The following is a 20023-nucleotide window of genomic DNA, read 5'->3' as shown; positions in this document are numbered from 1 at the left end:
ACGCCGCCTCCGGCGGCTACTCGATCAGCATGACGGTCACGGACGCTCGTTCATGCTGATCGAGTAGCCCGCGCCGCGGGCGTCTCGAGATCCACCTCGCTCGAGGAGTGGTTCTCGGTACACCCGAGATCAGCCCAGGGCGTCCAGCCACACCTTGCGGGCGTCGAGGGCCTCCTGCGCCTGGGCGATGGCGGCGCGGTCACCGCGGGCCTTCGCCTCGTCGAGCTCGTCCTGCAGCTTCTGGATCGCGGCGGTCAGCTGCGAGGCCAGGCCCTCCGAGCGCGCCTTGCGCTCGGGGTTGCTGCGGTTCCAGTGCTCCTCGTCGAGCTTGCGCACGTGCGCCTCGACCTTGCGGAGGCGGTCCTCGACGGTGCGCACCTGCTCGCGCGGCACGCGGCCTACCGCGTCCCAGCGCTCCTGGACGGAGAGCAGTACGCGCTTGGCCTTCTCGCGGTCCTGCTCCTGCAGGAGCGGCTCCGCCTCCTCGAGGAGGGCGAGCTTGAGGTCGAGGTTCTCGGTGTACTCGACGCTCTCCTGCGCGACGACCTCGGCCTTCGCGCCGTAGATCGCGTCGCCGGCGGCCTTGAAGCGCGCCCAGAGGGCGTCGTCGAACCGCTTGCCGGCGCGACCGGCGACCCGCCAGCGCTCGAGGAGGGCCCGGTACTCCGGGATCGCCTCGGCACCGCGCGAGACCAGGGCGTCGGCCTGATCGATCAGCGACTGCTTGGCCTGCTTGGCCTCGCGGTGCGCCGAGTCGAGGTCGGCGAAGAACGCCTTGCGGTTCTGCTCGATGGTCGTGCGCGCCCCGCGGAAGCGGCGCCACAGCTCGTTGGCGTCGTTCTTGGGGAGGCGCGGACCCTGCTGCTGGTGGCTCTGCCAGCGGGCGAAGAGGTCGTCGATCGCGGCGCTGGCCTGCTTCCACTGCGTCTTCGCCGGGTCGACGGCGGCCAGCGCCTCGGCCTCGGCGACGATCGCCTCACGGTGCGCGATGGCGTCGCTGAGGGCTGCCTTCGTCTCGGCGGCCTGCTGCTCGGTCAGATCCTCGACGGATCCGCTGAGCGCGCTGACGCGGGCCTGCAGGGCGTTGAGGTCGCCGACGGCGTGCGCCTGCGAGATGGCCGCGGTGAGCGTCTGCACTCCACGCGACACGTCGTTCGCCGGAGCGCCGCGCTTGGCCCGCTGCTCGAGCAGGGAGACCTGCCCGGCGAGCTCGGTGTACTTGCGCTCGTAGTAGGCGAGGGCCTCCTCGGGAGTCGCGTCGGGGTACTGGCCCACCTCGCGCTCCTCGTCGCCGACGCGGACGTAGACCGTGCCGTCGTCGCCCACGCGGCCCCACGGCTGCCGGGAGCCCGCCTGCGGGCGGGGAGCCGTGGGGACGACGGGAGGCGCCGCGTCCTCGGGAGTCGTCGCCTCGTCGGAGGTCGCTGCCTCATCGGAGGTCGCCGTCTCGTCCGAGGTCGCCGTCTCGACGTCGGAGGTCGCCGTCTCGTCCGAGGCCGCTGCCTCCTCGGGGGCCGCCACCTCGTCCGGCGTCGCCGTCTCGGATCCGGACGTCGCCGCCTCGGGGGAGTCCACTCCCGTCTCGGGAGCGTCCGTCTCGGCCGGGGCGTCGGCGCCCTCGGGGGCGCCGGTGCTCTCGGGAGCGTCGGTCGTCTCGGAGGACGCGCTGTCGTCGGGTGACACGGTGCCGGGGGTGGACACGGTGTCGATGTCGCCGTCTGGAGTCAGCATCGGGTGCCGCCTTTCGCTGTCGTCCCGCCCCTCGGCCTCGGTGCTCGACAGCCGGAGGCCGACGACCGCGCTCAGCCGCGAACGGGCAGTGACGACAAGCCTATTGCACTCCCCGCGCCCCCGTTCGTCCGCGGTCCCGCGGGTCGTGCGCGCCGCTCGCCGGCGGCGCGCGCGAGGGCTACTGCAGCGATATGCCGCCGATCGTGACCGGCTCGGCGGGAGCGCCGTCGCCGGAGCCGTCCGCCGTGCCCTTCTCGACCACGTCGGCGATCAGCGCATCGAGACCCGAGGTGACCTGCCCGACCACCGTGTAGCCGCCCGCCGCGTCCTCGGGGAGCTGGGTGTCCTGGTAGACGACGAAGAACTGGCTGCCCTGGCTGTAGCCGTTGCCGCCCTGGCGTGCCATCGCGATCGTGCCGGCCGGGTAGACGCCGTCCGCGGGCGCGTTCTCGACGGGTCCGTAGCTGTAGCCGGGGCCGCCGGTGCCGTCGCCGTTCGGGTCGCCGCACTGCAGGACGTAGAGGCCCTCGGTGGTGAGCCGGTGGCAGGAGACGCCGTCGTAGAAGCCCGACTGCGACAGGGAGAGGAAGGACGAGACGGCCTGCGGTGCTGCGGCCCCGGCCAGGGTGATGCCGAGCTCGTCGCTGTTGATCGACATCGTGCCGGTCCAGTCGCGGCCCTCGGCGATGTCGGCGGAGGGGACGTCACCGGTGTTCTGGCCGGTCGCCTCGGGGGTCGGCGTGGACGTCGCGCTCTCGGAGGACGTCGGCTCGGCGACCGGGGTGCCCGGGCCGCCGGAGAAGTAGAGGAGCTGCGCGACGACCGCGAGGGCGATCACGACGACGCCCGCGACGGCCGCGATCACGTTGTCGCGGACCCGGCGCTTGGCGCGCGTGCGGTGCAGGGTCTGCCGCGCCTGGTAGGCCCTCAATCGGGTGCGCGCCTCGCGATCGTTCGTCCTGCCCTGGGCCACGTGTTCCTCCGCCGTCGTGCGTCGCGCCTGCGTCCGGCGCGGCCCCGCGCGAGCGCGGAGCGCGTCGAGCCTACGAGAATCGCCGCGCCCTCGCCGGACGCCGCGGCGCCGGGTGCCGGGTGGGCGCCGGGGCCGACTGTCGGAGGCCGTCGTTACGCTGGTGCGATGACGATGCAGCAGGCCGGACTCCGCTCCGGGGCGACCCCGCTCGCCGTGCGCATGCGTCCCCGGAGCCTCGAGGAGGTCGCGGGACAGCGGCACCTGCTGACGCCCGGTTCGCCGCTGGTGGCCCTCGCGGCCGACACCACGGGGGAGCGCGGCGCCGTCTCCGTCATCCTCTGGGGCCCGCCGGGCACCGGCAAGACGACGCTCGCCCAGGCCGTCGCGCACTCCAGCGGCCGGCGCTTCGTCGAGCTCTCCGCCGTCACGGCCGGCGTGAAGGACGTCCGCCAGGTGATGGAGGAGGCGCTCTCCACCCGCGACCTCTACGGCACGTCGACCGTCCTCTTCCTCGACGAGATCCACCGCTTCACCAAAGCGCAGCAGGACGCGCTGCTGCCCGGCGTCGAGAACGGCTGGGTGATCCTCATCGCGGCGACGACCGAGAACCCGTCCTTCTCGGTGATCGCCCCGCTGCTCTCGCGCTCCCTGCTGCTCACGCTGAACACCCTCGACGACGAGGACCTCGGGCTGCTCGTCGACCGGGCCCTGCACGACGAGCGCGGGCTCCGCGACTCGGTGCGGCTCGACGACGAGGCCCGCGCGAGCATCGTCCGGCTGGCCTCCGGAGACGCCCGACGCGCGCTCACGGCGCTCGAGGCCGCCGCCACCTCCGCGAGATCGGAGGCGCGGGAGGCGGACCGCGTCGCGCGGGCGACTGCGGGCGAGAGCGACGAGGAGGACGACGACGAGGGCGACGACGAGGGCGACCCCGCCGAGGCCGCCGTCGTCGAGGAGCCCGAGCTCCCGCTGATCACGGTCGAGGTGGTCGCCCGGGCCGTCGACCGCGCGCTGCTGCGCTACGACCGCAACGGCGACGAGCACTACGACGTCATCAGCGCGTTCATCAAGTCGATCCGCGGCTCGGACGTGGACGCGGCGCTGCACTACCTGGCCCGGATGATCGAGGCGGGGGAGGACCCGCGCTTCATCGCCCGCCGGATCATCGTCTCGGCCTCCGAGGACATCGGGATGGCCGACCCGCAGGCGCTCGTCGTCGCGATCGCCGCGGCCGACGCCGTCCAGTTCATCGGCATGCCGGAGGGGCGCATCCCGCTCGCGCAGGCCGTCGTCCACCTGGCCACCGCGCCCAAGTCGAACGCCTCCTACACGGCCATCGACAGGGCGATCGCCGACGTCCGTGCGGGCAAGGCGGGCCGCGTGCCGCCGCACCTGCGCGACGCGCACTACCCCGGTGCCAAGCGGCTCGGCCACGGCAAGGGCTACCGCTACCCGCACGACGCCGAGCTCGGCGTCCTCGAGCAGCAGTACCTGCCGGACGAGCTCCGCGGCGCGCGCTACTACGCGCCGACCGAGCACGGCAACGAGCGCGACGTGTCGGCCCGGCTGGCGAAGCTGCTCCGGATCATCCGAGGCCGCGGCTGACGGTCCGGGACGGCGGACCCGGAACCGCGCGTGACGCGGGCTCCCGCGCCTGGTAGTCTTGCGAGGTTGCCCACCGCTCTGTAGCCGAGCGGAGCAGCGCATCCCTCTGAATCGCGCAGTCCGCCACCGCGGTCACCCTGCCTCCCGCACCCGCGGGGGGACACGACCTCGGCGCCCGCCCTCCTCCCGGAGCCGGCGGACGAGGACTGCGACCGAACCTCTCAGACCATGGAAGGACCACAGTGTCGACCACCTCACGTACCCGTTCGAAGACGCGCCTCTCGCGCGCCCTCGGCATCCCCCTGACCCCGAAGGCCGCCCGCTACCTCGAGAAGCGTCCCTACGCTCCCGGTGAGCACGGCCGCTCGAAGCGCAAGGCCGACTCCGACTACGCGGTCCGCCTGCGGGAGAAGCAGCGTCTGCGAGCCCAGTACGGCATCCGCGAGAAGCAGCTGCGCATCGCCTTCCAGGAGGCGCGCCGCACCCAGGGCCTGACCGGTGAGAACCTGGTCGAGCTCCTCGAGATGCGTCTCGACGCCCTGGTCCTGCGCTCGGGCTTCGCCCGCACCACGGCGCAGGCCCGCCAGTTCGTCACCCACCGCCACATCATGGTGGACGGCCAGACGGTCGACCGTCCCTCCTTCCGCGTGAAGCCGGGCCAGGTCATCCACGTCAAGACCCGCTCCGAGGGCACCGAGCCCTTCCAGGTCGCGGCCGCCGGCGGACACGTCGACGTCCTCCCCAAGACCCCGGGCTACCTCGAGGTCGAGATCGACAAGCTCCAGGCGACGCTCCTGCGCCGCCCGAAGCGCGCCGAGGTCCCCGTGACCTGCGAAGTCCAGCTCGTCGTCGAGTACTACGCGGCCCGCTAGTCAGCGCACCCCCTTGGAAAGGCCCCGGCTCCTGCCGGGGCCTTTCCTCGTTCCCGGACCCGTTCGGCGCATGGCCGCCGCCGTGCGGCCGCGCCGGTCCGGCTCGCGATCCGAGCTCCGGCTCGCGGATTCCGGGTGTTCCGGCGTGCCGGGGGTGGTTTCGCGTGCCGGAGGTGTCGCCGAGCCGGGGAAGCCGGGGCGGCTCCGCGCCGTCGGTAGGCTGGGGTGCCGCATCCGGCGGCGCCGAAACGGAGGTCATCGTGTCCGGTGGAGACATCGCAGGGCTCATCGCCGCGGGGGTGTTCGCGATCCTGGTCGCGGTCGCCGCGATCCCGCTCTGGAAGCTCGGTCGGGTCTTCGACAGCACGAGCGAGGCCATCAAGCAGGCCAGCGACGGCCTGACCCCGATCCTCGACGAGTCGGCGTCGACGCTGCGCGAGGCGAACCAGCAGCTGGCCCGCGTCGACACCATCACGAAGGACGTGGCCGAGGTCACCGGCAACGTCAACGCGCTCGTCGCCCTGACCGCCGCGACGATCGGCGGACCGCTGATCAAGCTCGCCGGCTTCACCGCCGGAGTCCGCGCCGTCCTCGTCGCCGGCCGCACCGCCGACAAGGCGGGTGCCGCGGTCGGACGCGGCGCCGCGCGCCGCTCTCGGCGCACCCGCAGGTCGTCCTCCAGGTAGCCCCCTGCCCGCGCCCTACAATCGAGGGGGTCGTCGCGCCCTCAGGCCGGCTGCCGTGAGCAGGAAACGCTGTGGGAGGAATCGCTGTGAAGAACATCGTGCTGATCGTCATCGGGATCGGTCTCGGATTCGCGGTCGCGCACCAGGTCGCGCGCACCGAGGCGGGTGCCCGTCTCTTCGAGGACCTCAACCGCACGGCGAAGGAGCTCGGCGACGCCGTCTCCGAGGGCTACCACCAGCGCGAGGCCGAGCTCAAGGCCGCCATCGGCGAGGGCTGAGGCCCTGCCCGTCCCGGCGCACCCGACAGACCCGCACCACCCGCTGGAACCGCACCACCCGACAGACACCCGCGTCGACCCGGTCGACCGAAACGTAACGGAACCCATGCAGACCGCAGACATCCGCAACCGCTGGCTCGACTTCTTCGGAAGCCGCGGGCACACCGTGGTCCCCTCCGCCTCCCTCGTCAGCGACGACCCGAGCCTCCTCTTCACCGTCGCCGGCATGGTGCCCTTCGTGCCCTACCTCACCGGGGTCGTCCCCGCGCCGTTCGACCGCGCGACGAGCGTGCAGAAGTGCATCCGCACGAACGACATCGAGGAGGTCGGCAAGACCCCTCGCCACGGCACGTTCTTCCAGATGAACGGCAACTTCTCCTTCGGCGACTACTTCAAGGAGGGGGCCATCGGCTACGCCTGGGAGCTCCTCACCGGCAGTGAGAGCGACGGCAACCTCGGCTTCGACGAGAAGGACCTCTGGGTCACCGTCTACAAGGACGACGACGAGGCCATCGCGCTCTGGAAGAAGATCGCCGGCCTGCCCGACGAGCGGATCCAGCGCCTCGACAAGGACACCAACTACTGGTCCACCGGCCAGCCCGGCCCCGCCGGGCCCTGCTCCGAGATCTTCTTCGACCGCGGTCCCGCCTACGGCGTCGACGGCGGCCCCGCCACCGACGACGACCGCTACGTCGAGATCTGGAACCTCGTCTTCATGCAGTACCTGCGCGGGCAGGGCACGAGCAAGGTCGACTTCGACATCCTCGGCGAGCTGCCGAGCAAGAACATCGACACCGGCATGGGACTCGAGCGCGTCGCGTTCCTCAAGCAGGGCGTCGAGAACATGTACGAGATCGACCAGGTGCGCCCGGTGCTCGACCGCGCCGCCGAGCTGTCCGGCCGCCGCTACGGCGCCGTGCACGAGGACGACGTGCGGATGCGCGTCATCGCCGACCACGTCCGCTCCTCGCTGATGCTGCTCTCCGACGGCGTGACGCCGTCCAACGAGGGCCGCGGCTACATCCTGCGCCGCCTGATGCGCCGCACCGTGCGGGCGATGCGCCTGCTCGGCGTCGACACCGCGACGTTCCCCGAGCTGTTCACCGCCTCGCGCGACGCGATGGCCTCGGCCTACCCCGAGGTCTCCACCGAGTTCGAGCGCCTTTCGACCAGCGCGTACGGCGAGGAGGAGGCGTTCCTGCGCACGCTCGCGGCCGGCACCGAGATCCTCGACCTCGCGGTGCTGAAGACCAAGAAGGCCGAGGCGGCGACCCTGCCCGGCGACACCGCCTTCCTCCTGCACGACACGTTCGGCTTCCCGATCGACCTCACGCTCGAGATCGCCGAGGAGTCGGGGCTCAGCGTCGACCGCGAGGCGTTCGACTCGCTGATGACGGCGCAGCGCACCCGCGCGAAGGCCGACGCGAAGTCGAAGAAGAACGCCCTGGCCGACCTCTCGGTCTACGCCGACTTCCGCGCCAAGGGCGAGACGCTCTTCACCGGCTACGACGTCCTCGACACGGAGTCCCGGATCCTCGGCCTCATCGTCGGCGGCCACGCGGTCCAGAAGGCGGTCGCCGGCGACATCGCCGAGGTGATCCTCGAGGCGACCTCGCTGTACGCGGAGTCGGGCGGCCAGGAGGCCGACGCCGGCCGCATCGTCGGCAACGGCTTCGACCTCGAGGTCCTCGACGTGCAGAAGCCCGTCAAGGGCCTGATCAGCCACAAGGTCCAGGTCGCGAGCGGCGAGGTCGGGGTCGGCGACGCCGCCACCTCCGTCGTCGACCGCGACTGGCGCCGTGGCGCGCGGCAGGCGCACTCCGGCACCCACCTCATCCACGCGGCGCTGCGCCAGGTCCTCGGCCCGCAGGCGCACCAGTCCGGCTCCTTCAACAAGGCCGGCTACCTGCGCCTCGACTTCTCCTGGAACCAGGCGCTCTCGCTCGAGACCCGCAGCGAGATCGAGGACATCGCCAACGGCGCGATCCGCGACAACCTCGAGGTCGTCACCCGCGAGCTCCCGCTCGACGAGGCCAAGGCGCTCGGCGCGATGGCGCTCTTCGGCGAGAAGTACGGCGAGGTCGTCCGCGTCGTCGACATCGGCGGCCCCTGGTCGCGCGAGCTGTGCGCCGGCACCCACGTCGGCACCTCCGCGGAGGTCGGGCTGATCAGCCTGATCAGCGAGTCCTCGGTCGGCTCGACCAACCGCCGCGTCGAGTCGCTCGTCGGCCGCGAGGCGCTGAGCGAGCTCGTCGCCGAGCGCGCCCTGGTCAGCACCATCTCGTCCTCGCTCAAGACCCCGCGCGAGCAGCTGCCCGACCGGATCGCCGAGCTCGTCGCGAGCCTCAAGGCCGCCGAGAAGCGGATCGCGACCTTCGAGGCCCGCGCCCTCGCCGAGCGGGTCCCCGCGATCGCCGCCACGAAGCGCTCGATCAACGGCGTGACGATCGTCGCCGAGAACGTCGGCACGGCCGGCTCGGGCGACGAGCTGCGCTCGCTCGTCCTCTCGGTGCGCGAGCGCCTCGGCCAGGACGCGGCGGTCGTCGCCCTCGCGGCCGACGTCGCCGGCAAGCCCGCCGTGATCGTGGCGACCACCCCCGCCGCCCGCGAGCTCGGCCGGAAGGCGGGCGTGCTCGCCCGTCGCGCGGCCGGCGTCCTCGGCGGCGGCGGAGGCGGCAAGGACGACCTCGCCCAGGGCGGCGGCTCGGACGTGTCCGCCATCGGCGCGGCGCTCGACGCCGTCGTCGAGGAGGCGACGCGCTAGATGGAGAGGTTCGGCGTCCGGCTCGGCATCGATGTGGGCCGCTCCCGCATCGGTGTCGCGCGCTGCGACGCCGACGGCCTCCTCGCCGTGCCGGTGGAGACCGTCGCGCGCGTCGCGGAGGCGCCGGACGGCGCCGACGTCGCCCGGATCGCGGCCCTCGCCGCCGAGTTCGGCGCGTCGGCGATCGTCGTCGGCCTCCCGCTGTCGCTGTCGGGCGCCGAGACGGCCTCGACGGACGACGCCCGCGCCTTCGCGGCGCGCCTCGCCTCCGCCGTCCCGACCGCCCCGGTGCGGCTCGTGGACGAGCGGCTCTCGACGGTGAGCGCCCAGAGCGCGCTGCACCGCTCGGGACGCAGCACCCGCGGCTCCCGCGCCGTGATCGACCAGGTCGCCGCCGTGGTGATCCTGCAGCACGCCATCGATTCCGAGCGCTCGTCCGGTACCCCCGCCGGATCCGCGCTCGAACCGAACGAAGGACGACCCAGCCGTGACCGACGTCCCCCCGAGCCGCCGCGCCGCCCGCGCCGCGGAGGCCGATCAGCAGAGTCAGCTCCCGCACGACCCGGAGCAGCACCCCGCTTCTGAGACGGAGCCGACGGCGCCCGACTCGATCGACCACCTGTTCGCCGGCCCCGAGGTCGGCGCCCCGCGCGACCGCGGAGAAGCCGTCGCCGCCGCGCACCCCGACGCCGCCCCCTCCACCCGCCGCCGCCGCGCGAAGCGCGAGAACAGGCCCCGACGCAGCCGTCGCGGGCTGATCGGCGGGCTCCTCGCCTTCGGCGTCTTCGTGGCCCTGGTCGCGATCGCGGTGACGATCTTCGTCGAGCCCGTCCGCGCGCTGTTCGCGGAGCCGGTGCCGACCGACTTCACCGGCACCGGCACCAGCGAGGTGGTCTTCACCATCCACCAGGGCGACGGCGGCAGCACCATCGCCGAGAACCTCGTCGCGGACGGCGTCATCAAGTCCTACACGCCGTTCTACGAGCTGCTCCTCGCGGAGAACCCCGAGCCCGTCTTCCAGCCCGGTGCCTACTCGCTGAAGGCGGAGATGAGCGCGAAGGCGGCGCTCTCTGCGCTGCTCGACTCCGACTCGACCCGGCTCGCCAACACCTTCGTCATTCCGGAGGGCACCTCGCTCAAGGGCGCGCTGCCGCTGATCGCGGACGGCTCGGGCGTCGCCCTCGCCGACCTCGAGGCCGCGGCTGCCGACTGGGGCTCCTACGGGCTCCCCGCCGAGGCGACCAGCCTCGAGGGCTTCCTGTTCCCGGCGACCTACGACATCGACCCGGGCACGTCGGCGCACGACATCCTGCAGACGCTCGTGAACCGGATGTACCAGTCGCTCGACGCGGCGGGCGTGCCGGTCGAGAACCGCTACCGGACCGTCGTCTTCGCCTCGCTCGTGCAGCGCGAGGCCCGCGTCGCGGACGACTTCCCGAAGGTCGCACGGGTGTTCCAGAACCGCCTCGACCAAGGCTGGCGCCTGCAGTCGGACGCGACCGTCGCCTACGGCACCGGGGCGACCGACCGGGTGACCACGACCGACGCGGAGCGCAACGACGCGAACAACATCTACAACACCTACCAGCGCGACGGCCTGCCGCCCGCGCCGATCTCGAACCCGGGCGACGTCGCCATCCAGGCGGTGCTGCAGCCCGCGGACGGCACCTGGCTCTACTTCGTCACGGTGAACCTCGAGACCGGCGAGACGGTGTACTCGACCACCGATGCGGAGCACAACGCCGCGGTGGCGCAGTGGCAGGCGTGGATGCGGGACCACCCGGAGTACCAGTGACCGCGGAGCCGGCGCCGGGCGGGTGCCGGCTGGCGGTCCTCGGCTCGCCGATCGCGCACTCGCGCTCGCCCGAGCTGCACGGTGCGGCCTACCGGGTGCTCGGGCTCGACTGGAGCTACACGGCGGTCGAGGCGACGGAGGCGACGCTCGCCGCGGTCGTCGGCGATCCGGTCGCGCTCTGGCACGGCCTGTCGCTGACGATGCCGCTCAAGCACGCGGTCCGGCCGCTGCTCGACGAGGAGGACCTGGTCGCGCGGGCGACCGGCGCCGTCAACACGGTGTTGCTCGACCGCTCCGCCGGCGCACCCCGCCTGCGCGGCTTCAACACCGACGTGGCCGGGATCGTCCGGGCGCTCGGCGAGGCGGGCGTGCACTCGGCCGAGCGCGTCGAGATCCTCGGGGGAGGGGCGACCGCCGCCTCCGCCCTCGCCGCGGCGGCCGAGCTGGGCGCGGCGCGGGTGACGGTCACACTCCGCTCGCCGCAGAAGGCCGCCCCGCTCGCCGCGATCGCGGAGGCGGTCGGCGTCGCCCTCGACGTCCGCCCGTTCTCGGACTGGGACGGCACGGACGCGGCGCCGCTGCTCGTCTCGACGCTGCCGGGCGGCGCCTCCGCCGAGCTGGCCGTGCCGGACGCGGTGGTCGCGGCCTCGACGCTCTTCGACGTGGCCTACTCGCCCTGGCCGAGCCCGCTCGCGCTGCGCTGGGGCGCGGCCGGCTCGCCCGTCGTGTCGGGGCTGGGGATGCTCCTGCACCAGGCGCTGCTGCAGGTGCGGGTGTTCGTCGGCGGCGACCCGGCCGTGCCGCTGCCGGACGAGGACGCCGTGCTCGCGGCGATGCGCGCGACTCTCCCGGTGGACTCCACCGCCTGACTCCGCGGGCCGCCGGGCGCGAGCGCGGTCGGGCGCGTGTGCGAGAATCGGAGGATGCTCCGTTGGCTCACGGCCGGGGAATCCCACGGCCCCGAACTCGTCGCCGTCCTCGAAGGACTGCCGGCGGGTGTCCCCGTCTCCCTCGACGACGTCCGCGCCGACCTCGCCCGGCGCAAGCTCGGCTACGGTCGCGGCGCCCGGATGAAGTTCGAGCAGGACGAGCTGAGCGTCTCGTCCGGCATCCGCCACGGCGGCACGACGGGCGGCCCGATCGCGCTGCGCATCGGCAACACCGAGTGGGCGCGCTGGGTCGACGTGATGGCGGCCGAGCCGCGCGATCCCGAGACGCTGCCCAAGGGCCGCGGCGCCGCGCTCACCCGCCCGCGCCCGGGCCACGCCGACCTGGTCGGCATGCAGAAGTACGGCTTCGAGGAGTCGCGCAACGTCCTCGAGCGCGCCTCGGCCCGCGAGACGGCCGCGCGCGTCGCGCTCGGCGCCGTCGCCCGCCGCTTCCTCGGCGAGCTCGGCATCACCCTCGTCAGCCACACCCTCGCGATCGGCCCGGTCCGCGTGCCGGAGGGCTCGGCCCTGCCGACCCCCGCCGACGTCGACGCGCTGGACGCCGATCCGCTGCGCTGCCACGACGCGGCGACCAGCGCCCTGATGATGGCCGAGGTCGACCGCGCGCACGACGACGGCGACACCCTCGGCGGCGTCGTCGAGGTCCTCGCCTACGACCTACCGCCGGGACTCGGCTCCTACGTGCACTGGGACCGCCGGCTCGACGCGCAGCTGGCCGCCGCGCTGATGGGCATCCAGGCGATCAAGGGCGTCGAGGTCGGCGACGGCTTCCTGACCACCACCCGCCGTGGCTCCGAGGCGCACGACGAGCTCTTCGTCGCCGAGGGCGGCATCGGCCGCTCGAGCGATCGCGCCGGCGGCACCGAGGGCGGCATGAGCACGGGCACCGTCCTGCGGGTCCGCGCCGGCATGAAGCCGATCGCCACCGTCCCGCACGCGCTGCGCACCGTCGACGTCTCGACCGGCGAGGCCGCGGGCGCGCACCACCAGCGCTCCGACGTCTGCGCGGTGCCCGCCTCGGGTGTCGTCGCGGAGGCGATGGTCGCCCTGGTGCTCGCGAACGCCGTGCTGGAGAAGTTCGGCGGCGACAGCGTCACCGAGACCCGCCGCAATCTGCAGGGCTACCTCGACGCGATCCCGGAGGAGCTGCGCACCCTCGCCGCCAGCGATCCGGCGCTCGGTCTCGTCTGATGCCCGAGCACCTACCTGGTCGGGCCCGCTGATGGCGGGTCACGATACCGGCGCGGCCCGCGCCCGCGTCGTCCTGATCGGCCCGATGGGGGCCGGCAAGACGACGATCGGCAAGCGGGTCGCGAAGGCCCTCGCGGCCGAGTTCGTCGACTCCGACGCCGAGTTCGTGCGCCGTCACGGACCGATCGCCGCGTACTTCGACCTCCACGGCGAGGCCTCCTTCCGCGTGGAGGAGCGCCGCGTCATCGAGCAGGCCGTCCGGCGCGCCGTGGTGCTGAGCCTGGGCGGGGGAGCGGTGCTCGACGAGGGCACGCGCGCCGACCTGGCCGGCGTCCCCGTCGTGCTGCTGACCACGACCGCCGAGGCCGTGCGCGACCGGCTCGGCTCCGGCCGCCCGCTGGTGCGCGGCGGCGTCGCGGACTGGACGCGCATCTACGAGTCGCGACGCGCGGTCTACGAGTCGCTCGCCGACACCGTCGTCGACTCCTCGCGCCGCCCGATCACGACCCTGGCCGCCGAGGTGACCGCCTGGGTGCGCGAGCGCGAGGCGGCCGTCGGCGAGCCCGCTGCCGGCACCACCGGGTCCACCGGCACCACCGAATCCACCAGCACCACAGAACCGGCGGCCCCCACCGGCCGCCCGACCGGAAGAAGAGCATGAACGACGGCGCCACCGCCCTCACCGTCACCGGAGAGAACGGCTACGACATCACGGTCGGCCGCGGCCTCCTCGACGGCCTCGCCGACGCGATCGGCCCGCGAGCGGCCAAGGTGCTGATCGTGCACCCGCCGACCCTCGCGGTCCTCGCCGCCGAGATCCGGGAGAGCCTGCTCGACCGCTACGAGGTGCTGCTCGCCGAGGTGCCCGACGCCGAGGCCGCCAAGCGCGTCGAGGTCGCCGCCTTCTGCTGGCAGGTGATGGGTCAGTCCGACTTCACTCGGACCGACGCGGTCGTCGGCTTCGGCGGCGGTGCGATCACCGACCTGGCCGGCTTCGTCGCCGCGACCTGGCTCCGCGGGGTCGACCTCGTGCAGGTGCCGACCACGGTGCTCGGCATGGTCGACGCGGCCGTCGGCGGCAAGACCGGCATCAACACGGCCGAGGGCAAGAACCTCGTCGGCGCCTTCCACGCGCCGCGCGCCGTCGTCGCGGACCTCGACGTGCTGACGAGCCTGCCGCGCAACGAGATCCTGGCCGGCTTCGGCGAGATCGTGAAGTACGGCATGATCGCCGAGCCGCGGATCCTCGACATCATCGAGTCGGACGTGGACCTCGCGACCGACCCGACGTCGGAGGAGTTCCGCAGCCTGGTCGAGCTGTCGATCGGCATCAAGGCGCGCGTCGTGAGTGAGGACTTCACCGAGAAGGGTCTGCGCGAGATCCTGAACTACGGGCACACCCTGGGCCACGCCGTCGAGCACGCCGAGCGCTACCAGTGGCGGCACGGTGCGGCGGTCTCGGTCGGGATGATGTTCGCGGCGGAGCTGTCCCGGCTCACCGGCTCGCTCAGCGACGCCGTCGTGGATCGCCAGCGCAGCGTCCTCGAGTCGCTGACGCTGCCGACGAGCTACCCGCTCGGCCGCTGGGAGACGCTGCTGGCCGCGATGCAGCGCGACAAGAAGTCGCGCGCGGGCATGCTCCGCTTCGTGGTGCTCGACGACCTGGCGCGGCCGAGCATCCTGCAGGGACCGGAGACGTCGCTGCTGTTCGCGGCGTACCAGGAGATCGGCGCGTAGCGGCACCTGGCGGGGTCAGCCCCGCCGGTCGTCCGGCCCGCGGTCGCCGGTGAGAGCGGCCTCGCGGGCGCGGGCGTGCTCCTCGGCGCTGATCGTTCCGGCGGCGCGCAGCCGGTCGAGCTCGGCCAGGCGATCGGTGAGCGAGGAGCCCGCCGGGCCGACGCCGTGGCGGAGGTAGCGGGCGGCCATGTCCGTCTGCATCGTGGTCGGGTCCATGCCGAGCTGCTTCGCCCGGCGGGTGTTGCGGACGATCAGCACGATGATCAGGACGATCACCGCGACGATGACGATCGGCACGATCGCGAAGACGACCGCGAACCACGGCGGAACGATGTTCTGGCCCGGGAGCGTCGGTGCGAAGAAGTCCGAGCGGGCCGCCGCGGAGACGATCCCGGAGTGAGCGGTGCTGAGGGTCATGCGACCTCCTCGGTCGTGGGCGTCCCTCCAGTCTGCTCCGGGTGCCTCCGTGCCCGCATCGTCCGCCCGGGGGAGGCGGCCCGGCCGCTCGCGGGCCGGACCGACTACACTCGATGGGTTGGCCGGATCGGCCGATCAGCAGACTTCCACGAAACGGATCCCCCTTCGCATGGCCTCTACCACCGACATCAAGAACGGCACCGTCCTCAGCATCGACGGTCAGCTCTGGAACGTCATCGACTTCCAGCACGTGAAGCCGGGCAAGGGCGGCGCGTTCGTGCGCACCAAGATGAAGAACGTGCTGACGGGCAAGGTCGTCGACAAGACCTTCAACGCCGGCGCCAAGATCGACACGGCCAACGTCGACCGTCGCGACTTCCAGTACCTCTACCGCGACGGCGCGGACTTCGTCTTCATGGACACCTCGGACTACGACCAGATCACGGTCCCCGAGGCCGTCGTCGGCGACGCCGCGAACTTCATGCTCGAGAACCAGAACCTCACCCTCGCGCTGCACGACGGCGATCCGCTCTACGTCGAGCTCCCCGCCTCCGTCGTGCTGGAGATCACCTACACCGAGCCCGGCCTGCAGGGCGACCGCTCGACCGGCGGCACCAAGCCCGCGACCGTCGAGACCGGCTACCAGATCCAGGTCCCGCTCTTCCTCGAGCAGGGCACCAAGGTCAAGGTCGACACCCGCACGGGCGACTACCTCGGCCGCGTCAGCTGAGCCGGGTCTTCTGTGAGCGCTCGGACGAAGGCGCGCAAGCGCGCCCTCGACATCATCTACAACGCCGACGTGCGGCAGATCTCCTTCTCGGAGTCGCTGCGCTCCGAGGCGGAGCGCGCGGCCAACGAGCCGGCGCGTGAGGCCTCCTGGCTGTACGCACGCGAGATCGTCGACGGCGTCATCGACAACGCCGACGAGATCGACGCGCTGATCGCGCAGCTCGCGAAGGGCTGGACGCTCTCGCGCATGCCGTTGGTCGACCGCGCGATCCTCCGCATCGGGGTCTGGGAGATCCTGCACAACGACGCGGTCCCGGACGGCGTCGCGATCTCCGAGGCCGTCGAGGCGGCGACCCTGCTCTCGACCGACGACTCGGCCGGCTTCATCAACGGCCTGCTCGCCTCCGTCGCCGAGTCGCACGCGACGGCCTGACGCCCGCGGGTCTCGATACGCCGTCCTGCGGACGGCTACTCGACCAGCAAGGAAGCCGTTCCGCGGACGGCTGCTCGACCAGCAAGGAAGCCGTTCTGCGGACGGCTGCTCGATGAGCAAGGGAGCGGCCGCCATGGCGGCCCCCTTTCATGTTGATCGAGTAGCCCGCGGAGCGGGCGTATCGAGATCCACCACCGTCGGAAGGTGCGGCTGCAGACCGGCGTTCCGACAACGGTGGGTCTCGATACGCCGTCCTGCGGACGGCTACTCGACCAGCATGCTTCGCAGCATGCGGAGTCGGCCGCTTGCGGTGCGTCCTTTTCGCATGCCGATCGAGCAGCCCGCGGAGCGGGCGTATCGAGATCCGCCGTCGCCGGGCGGGAGTAGACGGACCCCTATACTCGGGGAGGCATTTCCTTTAAGGCCGTCCGGAGAGACGGGGAAGGAGGTCGGTGTGACGGCACGAATCGTGCTCAGCAGCGCTGACATCACGCGCGCTCTCACGCGCATCGCTCACGAGATCCTCGAGTCGAATCGCGGCGCGGAGTCGCTGGTGATCCTCGGGATCCCGACCCGCGGAGTCGCGCTCGCGCGGCGGATCGCCGACACGATCGCCAGGATCGAGCCCGGGGCCGACCCGGTGTTCTCCGGCTCGCTCGACGTGACGATGTACCGCGACGACCTCGCCCACCACCCGACGCGGACGCCCGCGCGCACCGCCGTCCCGGCGAGCATCGACGGCCGCACCGTCGTCCTGGTCGACGACGTGCTCTTCTCCGGCCGCACCATCCGCGCGGCCCTCGACGCGCTCAGCGACATCGGCCGCCCCCGCGCCGTCCGCCTCGCCGCCCTGGTCGACCGCGGACACCGCGAGCTGCCGATCCGCGCGGACTTCGTCGGCAAGAACCTCCCCAGCAGCCTCAGCGAGCGGATCAACGTCCGCCTGGTCGAGACCGACGGCGAGGACCTCGTCGCGATCGAGTCCGCACCGGACGGAGGCACCCGATGAGGCACCTGCTCTCCACCCGCGACCTCGACCGCGCCACCGCGATCGGCCTCCTCGACATCGCCGAGGACATGTCGGACGTGCAGAACCGCGAGGTCAAGAAGCTGCCGACCCTGCGCGGCAAGACCGTGGTCAACCTCTTCTTCGAGGACTCCACCCGCACCCGTATCTCGTTCGAGGCCGCGGCGAAGCGGCTCTCGGCCGACGTCATCAACTTCAGCGCCAAGGGCTCCAGCGTCTCGAAGGGCGAGAGCCTCAAGGACACCGCGCAGACCCTCGCGGCGATGGGCGCGGACGGCGTCGTCATCCGCCACCACGCCTCCGGCGCCCCGGCGGTGCTCGCGGCCAGCGGCTGGATCGACGCCGCCATCCTCAACGCCGGCGACGGCACGCACGAGCACCCCACCCAGGCACTGCTCGACGCCTTCACCATCCGCCGCCGGTTGCACGGCGCCGCCGCCTCCCGCGGCAAGAGCCTCGACGGCGTCGCCGTCACGATCGTCGGCGACATCCTGCACTCGCGGGTCGCCCGCTCGAACGTCTGGCTGCTGACCGCGCTCGGCGCGGAGGTCACCCTCGTCGCACCGCCCACGCTCGTCCCCGTCGACACCCTCGACTGGCCTGCCACGATCCGCTTCGACCTCGACGACGCGATCGACTCCGGGCTGCCCGACGTGGTGATGCTGCTGCGCATCCAGCTCGAGCGGATGTCGAGCGGGTTCTTCCCCAACGGCCGCGAGTACGCGCGGATCTGGGGCCTGGACGACGAGCGGCTCGCCCGCCTCGGCCCGGATACCATCGTGATGCACCCCGGACCCATGAACAGGGGCGTCGAGATCTCCTCGGCCGCCGCCGATTCGAGCCGCTCCACGGTGCTCGAGCAGGTCGCGAACGGGGTGTCCGTGCGGATGGCGGCGCTGTACCTGCTGCTGTCCGGTGAAAGGGAGGTCCTGTGATGACCGGTAAGAGGATCCTCCTCTCGGGAGCGACGCTCGCCGACGAGACGACGGCCGACGTCCTGATCGACGGCGGGACGATCGTCGAGATCGGCACCGACGTCGACTCGAGCGGCGCGCGCGTGATCGACGCCGACGGGCTCCTGGCACTGCCGGGTCTCGTCGACCTGCACACCCACCTCCGCGAGCCCGGCTTCGAGCAGAGCGAGACCGTGCTGACCGGCACGCGCGCCGCCGCGGCGGGCGGCTTCACCGCGGTCTTCGCGATGGCGAACACCTCGCCGGTGCAGGACACGGCCGGCGTCGTCGAGCAGGTGCAGAGCCTCGGCGAGGACGCGGGCTACGCCACTGTCCGCCCGATCGGCGCCGTCACCGTCGGCCTCGCGGGGGAGTCGCTCGCCGAGCTCGGTGCGATGGCCCGCAGCCGTGCCGCAGTGCGCGTCTTCTCGGACGACGGCAAGTGCGTCTCGGACGCGCTGCTGATGCGCCGCGCGCTCGAGTACGTGAAGGCCTTCGACGGCGTCGTCGCCCAGCACGCGCAGGAGCCGCGGCTCACCGTCGGCGCGCAGATGAACGAGGGCGCCGTCTCCAGCGCCCTCGGGCTGCAGGGCTGGCCGGCCGTGGCGGAGGAGGCGATCATCGCCCGCGACGTGCTGCTGGCCGAGCACGTCGGCTCGCGCCTGCACGTCTGCCACGTCTCGACCGCCGGCTCCGTCGACGTGATCCGCTGGGCCAAGGCCCGCGGCATCGACGTGACGGCCGAGGTCACCCCGCACCACCTGCTGCTCTCCGAGCAGCTGATCGCGGGCCAGGACGGCGCGGCCGGCTACGACGCCCGCTACAAGGTCAACCCGCCGCTGCGCCGCGATGAGGACGTGCTCGCCCTCCGCGAGGCCCTCGCCGACGGCACCATCGACATCGTCGCCACCGACCACGCCCCGCACCCGGTCGAGGCGAAGGACTGCGAGTGGGACGCCGCCGCCTTCGGCATGGTCGGCCTCGAGAGCGCCCTGAGCGTCGTGCACGCCGCGGTCGTCGAGGACGGCCGGCTGAGCTGGTCCGACGTCGCCCGCGTGCTCTCCTCCGCCCCCGCGCGGATCGGCCGGCTCGACGGCTACCAGCACGGCCTCGCCGTCGGCGCCGCGGCCAACGTCGTCCTCTACGACCCCGAGGTCCGCCGCCGCTTCTCCACCGGCGACCTGCGCGGGCGCAGCACCAACTCGCCGTACCTCGGCCGGGAGCTGCCGGGTCGCGTCGTCGCGACCCTGCACCGCGGCGTCCCGACCGTCCTCGACGGCGAGCTCGTCGACGCGGCGACCGTCGCCGCGGCAGCGAGGGGCGCCCGTGGATAGGACCGCCATCGCGATCGTCATCGCCGCGGCCGTCGCCCTCGTCTTCATCGGCATGGCGCTGTCCTGGCGAGCGCGCCGGCGCCGCTCGGCCGCGCTCGCTCCCGAGGCCGTGCCCGCCGCGTCGCTGGGCGCCGAGCGCGAGGCGGTCGAGCTGCCCTACGTCGCGACCACCCGCTTCGAGCAGCCGCTCGAGCGCGTGGTGCTGCCGGGCCTCGGCTTCCGCGGCAAGGCGACGCTCCGCCTGCACGAGCGCGGCGTGGTGATCGCCCCGGTCGGCGAGCGCGAGACCGTGATCCCCGCGGCGCTCCTCCGCGGCGCCGGCGAGGGCTCCTACGCCATCGACCGCGCCGTCGAGGAGGGCGGGCTGCTCGTGCTCTCCTGGTCGCCGCGCGGCGAGGAGGTCGTGGACAGCTACCTCCGCGTCGCCGACCCCGCGCTCCGACGACGCCTGGTCGACGAGCTCCAGCGGCTCGCCGGCCCCGATTCCTCCCCCTCCCACCCCGGGACCGCCGACGGCGGCTCCGACTCGACCCAGAAGGGCTCCTAGT

General features: G+C 72.9%; 20 protein-coding genes. 17 read left to right on the top strand and 3 right to left on the bottom strand.

The annotated features are described in order from the left end of the window. Positions 1 to 129 precede the first annotated feature (129 nt). Positions 130 to 1731 (bottom strand): DUF349 domain-containing protein, encoded by a 1602-nt coding sequence (locus C1I64_RS08465; protein ID WP_208645102.1) that lies wholly within the window; start codon positions 1729 to 1731, stop codon positions 130 to 132. 178 nt (positions 1732 to 1909) lie between these two features. Next, a complete protein-coding gene (locus C1I64_RS08460; protein WP_127886912.1) occupies positions 1910 to 2704 on the bottom strand; it encodes a peptidylprolyl isomerase in 795 nt (264 codons plus the stop codon). Between the two features lie 165 nt (positions 2705 to 2869). On the opposite strand from C1I64_RS08460, the gene C1I64_RS08455 reads away from it, so the two are divergent. From C1I64_RS08455 to aroB, 11 genes are all read left to right on the top strand, one after another. Further along, positions 2870 to 4309 (top strand): replication-associated recombination protein A, encoded by a 1440-nt coding sequence (locus C1I64_RS08455; RefSeq protein WP_127886911.1) that lies wholly within the window; start codon positions 2870 to 2872, stop codon positions 4307 to 4309. Positions 4310 to 4551: 242 nt separating this feature from the next. Beyond that, entirely contained in the window at positions 4552 to 5181 is a 630-nt protein-coding gene (gene rpsD, locus C1I64_RS08450; protein ID WP_123446206.1) for a 30S ribosomal protein S4, read from the top strand. 260 nt (positions 5182 to 5441) lie between these two features. Continuing rightward, on the top strand, positions 5442 to 5867 hold the full coding sequence (locus tag C1I64_RS08445; RefSeq protein WP_123446207.1) for a DUF948 domain-containing protein: 426 nt from the start codon (positions 5442 to 5444) through the stop codon (positions 5865 to 5867). A gap of 86 nt (positions 5868 to 5953) precedes the next feature. Then, positions 5954 to 6145 (top strand): hypothetical protein, encoded by a 192-nt coding sequence (locus tag C1I64_RS08440; RefSeq protein ID WP_123446208.1) that lies wholly within the window; start codon positions 5954 to 5956, stop codon positions 6143 to 6145. Positions 6146 to 6251: 106 nt separating this feature from the next. Further along, the gene (alaS, locus tag C1I64_RS08435; RefSeq protein ID WP_127886910.1) at positions 6252 to 8909 is read left to right on the top strand and encodes an alanine--tRNA ligase; all 2658 of its coding nucleotides are present in this window, start codon (positions 6252 to 6254) and stop codon (positions 8907 to 8909) included. After that, complete coding sequence (gene ruvX, locus C1I64_RS08430; protein WP_123704408.1) at positions 8910 to 9494, top strand: Holliday junction resolvase RuvX; 585 nt, start codon at positions 8910 to 8912, stop codon at positions 9492 to 9494. Further along, positions 9397 to 10704, top strand: coding sequence for an endolytic transglycosylase MltG (gene mltG / locus C1I64_RS08425; protein WP_244209427.1), 1308 nt, complete (start codon positions 9397 to 9399; stop codon positions 10702 to 10704). Before ruvX ends, mltG begins: the two co-directional genes overlap by 98 nt. After that, positions 10701 to 11573, top strand: a complete 873-nt coding sequence (locus tag C1I64_RS08420) for a shikimate dehydrogenase (protein ID WP_127886909.1) — start codon at positions 10701 to 10703, stop codon at positions 11571 to 11573. Before mltG ends, C1I64_RS08420 begins: the two co-directional genes overlap by 4 nt. A 54-nt stretch (positions 11574 to 11627) precedes the next feature. Continuing rightward, positions 11628 to 12845 (top strand): chorismate synthase, encoded by a 1218-nt coding sequence (gene aroC, locus C1I64_RS08415; protein WP_127886908.1) that lies wholly within the window; start codon positions 11628 to 11630, stop codon positions 12843 to 12845. Between the two features lie 31 nt (positions 12846 to 12876). Next, entirely contained in the window at positions 12877 to 13506 is a 630-nt protein-coding gene (locus tag C1I64_RS08410) for a shikimate kinase (protein WP_127886907.1), read from the top strand. Further along, positions 13503 to 14582: a 3-dehydroquinate synthase gene (gene aroB, locus C1I64_RS08405; protein ID WP_123446214.1), complete on the top strand. Its 1080-nt coding sequence runs from the start codon at positions 13503 to 13505 to the stop codon at positions 14580 to 14582. The genes C1I64_RS08410 and aroB overlap by 4 nt, the downstream gene beginning before the upstream one ends. Before the next feature lie 15 nt (positions 14583 to 14597). On the opposite strand, the gene C1I64_RS08400 is transcribed toward aroB, so the two are convergent. Next, positions 14598 to 14999, bottom strand: a complete 402-nt coding sequence (locus C1I64_RS08400; RefSeq protein WP_127886906.1) for an SHOCT domain-containing protein — start codon at positions 14997 to 14999, stop codon at positions 14598 to 14600. Between the two features lie 169 nt (positions 15000 to 15168). Between C1I64_RS08400 and efp the strand changes: the two genes are divergently transcribed. The 6 genes from efp to C1I64_RS08370 all read left to right on the top strand — a co-directional run bounded on the left by efp (position 15169) and on the right by C1I64_RS08370 (position 20022). After that, a complete protein-coding gene (gene efp / locus C1I64_RS08395; protein WP_123446216.1) occupies positions 15169 to 15729 on the top strand; it encodes an elongation factor P in 561 nt (186 codons plus the stop codon). A gap of 12 nt (positions 15730 to 15741) precedes the next feature. Then, positions 15742 to 16161 carry a transcription antitermination factor NusB gene (gene nusB / locus C1I64_RS08390; protein ID WP_123446217.1) on the top strand — a complete coding sequence of 140 codons (420 nt, stop codon included), beginning with the start codon at positions 15742 to 15744 and terminating at the stop codon, positions 16159 to 16161. 454 nt (positions 16162 to 16615) lie between these two features. Further along, positions 16616 to 17170, top strand: a complete 555-nt coding sequence (pyrR, locus tag C1I64_RS08385; RefSeq protein ID WP_123446218.1) for a bifunctional pyr operon transcriptional regulator/uracil phosphoribosyltransferase PyrR — start codon at positions 16616 to 16618, stop codon at positions 17168 to 17170. After that, complete coding sequence (locus C1I64_RS08380; RefSeq protein WP_123704396.1) at positions 17167 to 18123, top strand: aspartate carbamoyltransferase catalytic subunit; 957 nt, start codon at positions 17167 to 17169, stop codon at positions 18121 to 18123. The genes pyrR and C1I64_RS08380 overlap by 4 nt, the downstream gene beginning before the upstream one ends. Continuing rightward, positions 18123 to 19475, top strand: coding sequence for a dihydroorotase (locus C1I64_RS08375; RefSeq protein WP_127886905.1), 1353 nt, complete (start codon positions 18123 to 18125; stop codon positions 19473 to 19475). The genes C1I64_RS08380 and C1I64_RS08375 overlap by 1 nt, the downstream gene beginning before the upstream one ends. Continuing rightward, the gene (locus C1I64_RS08370; protein WP_127886904.1) at positions 19468 to 20022 is read left to right on the top strand and encodes a PH-like domain-containing protein; all 555 of its coding nucleotides are present in this window, start codon (positions 19468 to 19470) and stop codon (positions 20020 to 20022) included. The genes C1I64_RS08375 and C1I64_RS08370 overlap by 8 nt, the downstream gene beginning before the upstream one ends. Position 20023 lies beyond the last annotated feature (1 nt).

Origin of the sequence: Rathayibacter festucae DSM 15932 (assembly GCF_004011135.1) — a bacterium.
In the GTDB taxonomy this organism is placed as follows: Bacteria; Actinomycetota; Actinomycetes; order Actinomycetales; family Microbacteriaceae; genus Rathayibacter; species Rathayibacter festucae.
This window is presented reverse-complemented; position numbering and strand designations above follow the sequence as displayed.